Source organism: Streptomyces sp. UH6 (assembly GCF_013421635.1).
GTDB lineage: Bacteria > Actinomycetota > Actinomycetes > Streptomycetales > Streptomycetaceae > Streptomyces > Streptomyces abyssomicinicus.
In genome coordinates this window covers 1-5092 of record NZ_JACADT010000376.1, presented here as the reverse complement: position 1 = coordinate 5092, position 5092 = coordinate 1, and the positions used below count along the sequence as shown (strand labels likewise).

Here is a 5092-nt window from a genome sequence, read left to right as displayed (position 1 = left end):
CGGGCACGGTACGGCCGTCCCCGCCACCGGCGAAAGCACGCCCCCCGGCCACGGCTACGGCTCGCTGAGCAACCTGGTCACCGAACTGACCGCGGTCGTCTGGGACGAGGCTGCCGGCCGCTACGTGCTGCGGACCGTCGGCCGGGCGGAGCCGGACTGCGACGCGCTCCTCGTCCACCTCGGCCGTTCGCTCGTCACCGAGGCCGTCCTGCGGGTGGGCGCCGACCAGAACCTGCGCTGCCGGTCCCTCCTGGACATCCCGGCCGCCGAACTGTTCGCCGCCCCCGCCGACGCGGCCGGGAAGCGGACCCTGGCCGGCTTCGTCGACGCGAGCGGCCGGGCGGAGGCGATCTGGTTCGCCTTCACCGACAAACCCTGGCTGAAGGTCTGGAGCGTCGCTCCGCGACGGCCGCTGGGCTCCCGCGCGGTCGACGAGCCGTACAACTACCCGTTCTCCGACTCCCTCCCCGAGCCGGTGGCCCGCCTGGCCGGATCCCTGGTCTCGGGGGCCTGGGCGAGCGCGCCGCTCTTCGGCCAGGTGCAGTACCTGCTCGCCAAGGTGGCGCTGACCGGCGACATCACCGACGTCCTGCTCTCCGGCGACCTCGTGCGGGAGGTACTGACCGGTGACGTCCTCACCCATCTGCTGGCGGGCGGGCTGCGGTCGGACCTGTGGGGCGCCTCCCGCAACCTGCTGCAGTACATCCGGCCCACCACGCTCCGCGAGACCGCCAACGGCTACGCCGTCCTCGTGCGCCGCGCCGACCTGCAGTGGGTGGTCAGCCGGTTCGCCGACTTCTACCGCACGCTGCTCGCGGAGTACGCGGCGCGCGGCGAGTACCCGGTCAACGGCCAGGTCGAGATCCGCGTGACCGGCCTGGAGGACCCCTCCGCGTGCGGCGTACCCGGCGCGCGCCCACCCCTGCTCTCCGCCGTGCGACCGCGCCCCGACCGGCCGGACGTCGACACCGCCGTGTGGATCGACATCCTCTCCCTGCCGTCCACACCCGCCCTGCACCGCTTCTACCGGGAGGTGGAGCAGTTCCTGTTCGCCCTGGACGGGGACAGGGCGACGGTCCGGGCGGAGTGGTCCAAGGGCTGGGCCTACACCGACACCGCGGCGTGGTCCGACCCCGATGTCCTCACCCACACCGTCCCCGCCTCGCTGCGCGCCGGGGGCGGCCCGGGCTGGGACGAGGCCGTCGCGACCCTGGAGCGGCTCGACCCCCACCACGTGGTGTCCGCCCCCTTCATCGACAATCTGCTGCGCTGAACAAGATCCATCAAGAACTGGCCTTCGGGCGCGCCGAGTTGAGAGGATGTCCACAAGCTCTGGCCAATGCGCCACGGGCAGTCACGCCGACATGGAGGGGATCAGCAGCATGGACGACATCTTCGGGGAGTTCATCGAGGAGATCGTGGAGGAGACGGCCGAGGAGTTCGTCGAGGAGGCCGTCGAGGAGACCGTCGAAGGCTTCTTCGGCTGACGGGCGGGCCGTCCCACGCGGCGACGGCACGGGCCGTCGCCGCGTCGCCGCCAGGGCCGTCCACCTGACCGGTCATTCGGCGTGCCCGTGCGCGTCCGGCGGGTTCGGCACCTCGAGCCCCAGGGTGACGGTGCGGGAGCCAGGGGAGAACGCGGCGAAGGACTGCTCCCAGCTCTCCCCGGGCCAGTGGTAGGTCACCCGGCCTTCCGCCGGACGGTAGTGGGCCGTGTACACCGTGCCCAGCCACTCGTCGTACGCGCCCTGGTACAGCGGCGGTCGCAGCATCGCCGCGGCGTCGACGCCCGCCGCCCGCACGGCGGCGAGCCGCTCCTGCGTGCGGGTGACGCGTTCCTGCTCCTCGGGGACCGGGAGGTGCTGGTGGTTGGCGGCGCAGGAGTCCGGCGCCTCGGTCAGCGGGATGTCGGGGCCGACGTGGACCGTCACGCTCCGGTCCGGGTCGACGAGGGTGACGTTCTGCGGGATCGCGACCGGCAGGGCACGCAGCCGGCCGAGCGCCTCGTCGACGGTCCGGCAGGTCTCCAGGAGGTGGCGCAGCACGAGGGGGACGGCGAACCCCGGCCCGTGGACGTACCGCCCGCCGAAGGTGAGCGACACCGCGAGACCGGCGTCGTTCATGCCGTCCAGCAGACCCCACCCGGCTTCCTGCATCCCGACGACGGGGCGGAGGAAGTGGGAGTGGACGACGGTGCCTTCGGTGTGGTCGGGCGCGAAGTCGTAGTTCCTGAGCAGCGTGCCCCTGCCGCCGATCTGGGTGCAGCCGGAGAAGAACGGCCGCACCGCCGCCATGGTGAGCAGCGTCCGGGCATGGGGTGAGTCCAGTTGGCCTCCGAGGCGGTCGAGCGCCGGTACCAGCTCGGGCATGTACCGCTCGAACAGCCGCCGCGCCCGGACCGCGCCCTGGGGCGTCCTGCCCTCCTCGGTCAGCCACTCCCCCGCGCGGTCCGTCACCGGCCGAACGTGCTCGGCCCACCGCCCGTCGCCGCCGTCACCGATCTCGACGGCACGGAACGTCTTGACATGTCGGCCCATGACGGCGAGATCCGCTCCCTTCGCGGGTCGGTCGGGTGAACCGGCCGGCGCCGGTACCTCTGGTCCGCCGGCCCGGGTGGCCCATACCCCCGCTGACGTGGCCCCGGCCGGCCGCCGCGCCGCACCGGCCCGGCGGCCCATACCCTACTCGTACGACGTGTGCGTGCACGTCCGGCGGGTCGAGCACCGTCAGGTACGCCGTGATGTCCTCCGGATCGCTGGTGAAGATCACCGCGCTGCCGTGCCTGGCCGCGGCCGGCGCGGCCCATGCGTCCACCGCATCGGGTTTCTCCTTCTCCGGGAGAGCCGCCTGCCCCAGCGCCGTGCCGACCCGGCGCCAGTCCTTCAGGTCAGGACGCCCCGGCATCCGCCGGCGCGATGAGCGCCCCCGTGGCATGGACGGGCACGCGCGCGCTCGAGCCGCCTCTCCTGGCCGCGCGGCAGGACGGTCCGCCCCGGACACCAGGCCGAGGGCCCGTTCGACGTCGCGCCGCTCTTCCTCCGTCAGGCCGGCTGTCGGCTCCTCGGGGAGTTCTCCCGCACGTGCGGCCTCTGCCTCCGCGGCGGCGATCATCGCGTCCACGCCGCCGCACGGCTCCCGACGCACCGGGCCCCGGCCGACGCGCGACCGGGGCCCGGGCGGAAGGGGCGACGGGGACGGGTCAGTCCTCCGCCGGCTCCAGCCGGAGCGAGATGGAGTTGATGCAGTACCGCTGGTCCGTCGGCGTCGGGTAGCCCTCGCCCTCGAAGACGTGACCCAGGTGGGAGCCGCAGCGCGCGCAGCGGACCTCGGTGCGGACCATGCCGTGCGAGGTGTCCTGGATCAGTTCGACCGCGTCGGAGTCCTTCGGGTCGTAGAAGGACGGCCAGCCGCAGTGGGACTCGAACTTGGTGCCCGAGGTGAAGAGTTCGGCCCCGCAGGCGCGGCAGGAGTAGACGCCCTTCGCCTTGGTGTCGGTGTACTCACCGGTGAAGGGGCGCTCGGTGCCGGCCTGGCGCAGGACGGCGTACTCCTCGGGGCTGAGTTCCGCGCGCCACTGCTCGTCGGGCTTGTCGATCTCGTAGGCCATGGTGTGCGCCTCCCCTTCTACCGGTGCTGCTCTGCGAGACGGTCCAGGATCAGCGGGCCGAGGTCGGTGACGTCGCCCGCTCCCATGGTGAGAACGAGATCACCGGGCTTGGCCATTCCCGCGATCACCCCGGGGGCCGCGGCCTTGTCGTGGACGGCGGTGACGTCGGCGCCGGTCCCGCGGGCGGCGTCGATGATCAGCTCGCTGGTGATGCCCGGGATCGGGTCCTCGCGGGCCGGGTAGATGTCGAGGACCACGGAGGCGTCGGCGAGGGCGAGGGCCTGGCCCATCTCGGTGCCGAGCTCCTGGGTGCGGGAGAACAGGTGCGGCTGGAACAGAACCAGTATCCGGCCGCCCACGGGAAGCCCGGCGCGCATCGCCTCGAGGTCCGCGGTCATCTCGGTCGGGTGGTGCGCGTAGGAGTCGATCACCTGGACCCCGGCCGCCTCGCCCTTGAGCTGGAGCCGCCGCTTGACGCCCTTGTAGGCGGCGATCGCGGGCGCCAGCTCCTCGGCCGGGATGCCGAGCGCCACGCCCGCGGCCAGGGCGGCGACCGCGTTGTGGGCGTAGTGGCGGCCGGGCACCGAGACGGTGAAGGTGAGCGGCGCGTCGTCGATCTGGACGGTGACGTCGCTGGTCAGGCCCTTGGCGACGACGGCCCCGACACGGACGTCGGCGTCCGGGGACTCGCCGTAGGTGACCGTGCGGATGCCGGTGCCCTCCAGGCGGGCGGTGAGTTCGCGGGCGCCCTCGTGGTCGGCGGAGATCACCAGCGTGCCGCCGGGGACGATCCGCCCGGCGAAGATCCGGAAGGAGTCGTAGATCTCCTCCATGGACGCGTAGTTGGCGTGGTGGTCGAGTTCCACGTTGAGGACGATGGCGACCTCGGGGGCGTACTTGTGGAAGCTGCGGTCCGACTCGTCGGCCTCGGCGACGAAGATCTCGCCCGAGCCGTGCGCGGCGTTGGACCCCGGCACGTCCAGGTCGCCGCCGATGGCGTACGACGGGTCCAGGCCGAGGGCGCTCAGCGAGACCGCCAGCATGGAGGTGGTGGTGGTCTTGCCGTGGGTGCCGGCCACGGCGATGGGGCGCAGGCCGTCCATCAGGCGGGCCAGCGCGTCCGAACGGTGGACGACCGGGATGCCGAGCTCGGCGGCGCGGGCCAGCTCCGGGTTGTCCTCGCGGATGGCGGAGGAGACCACCACGCAGGTCGCGTCGTCGGCGAGGTGGGCCGCGTCGTGGCCGATGTGGACGGTGGCGCCCAGGGCGCGCAGCGCCTCGGCGGTGGCGGAGTCCTTGGCGTCGCTGCCGGCGACCTTGGCGCCCCGCTGGGCGAGGATCTTCGCGATGCCCGACATACCGGCGCCGCCGATGCCGATGAAGTGCGGTCGGTCCATGGCGGTGGGCAGGCCGGGTGCCATGCGTGTCTCCCCTGCGGTGGTGCGGTCGTGTCCGCGCACAGCCTAGTACCGACGCACGGCGCGG

At 73.1% G+C, this 5092-nt stretch carries 4 protein-coding genes; 1 reads left to right on the top strand and 3 read right to left on the bottom strand.

What is annotated here, in order from left to right:
• Positions 1-1273, top strand: a 1273-nt coding sequence (locus HW445_RS17970) for a cholesterol oxidase substrate-binding domain-containing protein (RefSeq protein WP_180222022.1), incomplete at its 5' end; no start/stop codon positions are given.
• Between the two features lie 286 nt (positions 1274-1559).
• Here HW445_RS17970 and HW445_RS17965 read toward each other — a convergent pair.
• The 3 genes from HW445_RS17965 to murC form a co-directional block, all read right to left on the bottom strand.
• Positions 1560-2537 carry a C45 family autoproteolytic acyltransferase/hydolase gene (locus tag HW445_RS17965; RefSeq protein WP_180222021.1) on the bottom strand — a complete coding sequence of 326 codons (978 nt, stop codon included), beginning with the start codon at positions 2535-2537 and terminating at the stop codon, positions 1560-1562.
• A 662-nt stretch (positions 2538-3199) separates the two neighbouring features.
• Complete coding sequence (msrB, locus tag HW445_RS17960) at positions 3200-3607, bottom strand: peptide-methionine (R)-S-oxide reductase MsrB (RefSeq protein WP_180222020.1); 408 nt, start codon at positions 3605-3607, stop codon at positions 3200-3202.
• A 17-nt stretch (positions 3608-3624) separates the two neighbouring features.
• Positions 3625-5028: a UDP-N-acetylmuramate--L-alanine ligase gene (murC, locus tag HW445_RS17955; protein WP_180222019.1), complete on the bottom strand. Its 1404-nt coding sequence runs from the start codon at positions 5026-5028 to the stop codon at positions 3625-3627.
• Between the last annotated feature and the right edge of the window lie 64 nt (positions 5029-5092).

Coding starts and splice junctions, on each gene's coding strand:
- murC (WP_180222019.1), bottom strand. CDS start 5,028: ATGGCACCCGGCCTGCCCACCGCCATGGACCGACCGCACTTCATCGGC.
- msrB (WP_180222020.1), bottom strand. CDS start 3,607: ATGGCCTACGAGATCGACAAGCCCGACGAGCAGTGGCGCGCGGAACTC.
- HW445_RS17965 (WP_180222021.1), bottom strand. CDS start 2,537: ATGGGCCGACATGTCAAGACGTTCCGTGCCGTCGAGATCGGTGACGGC.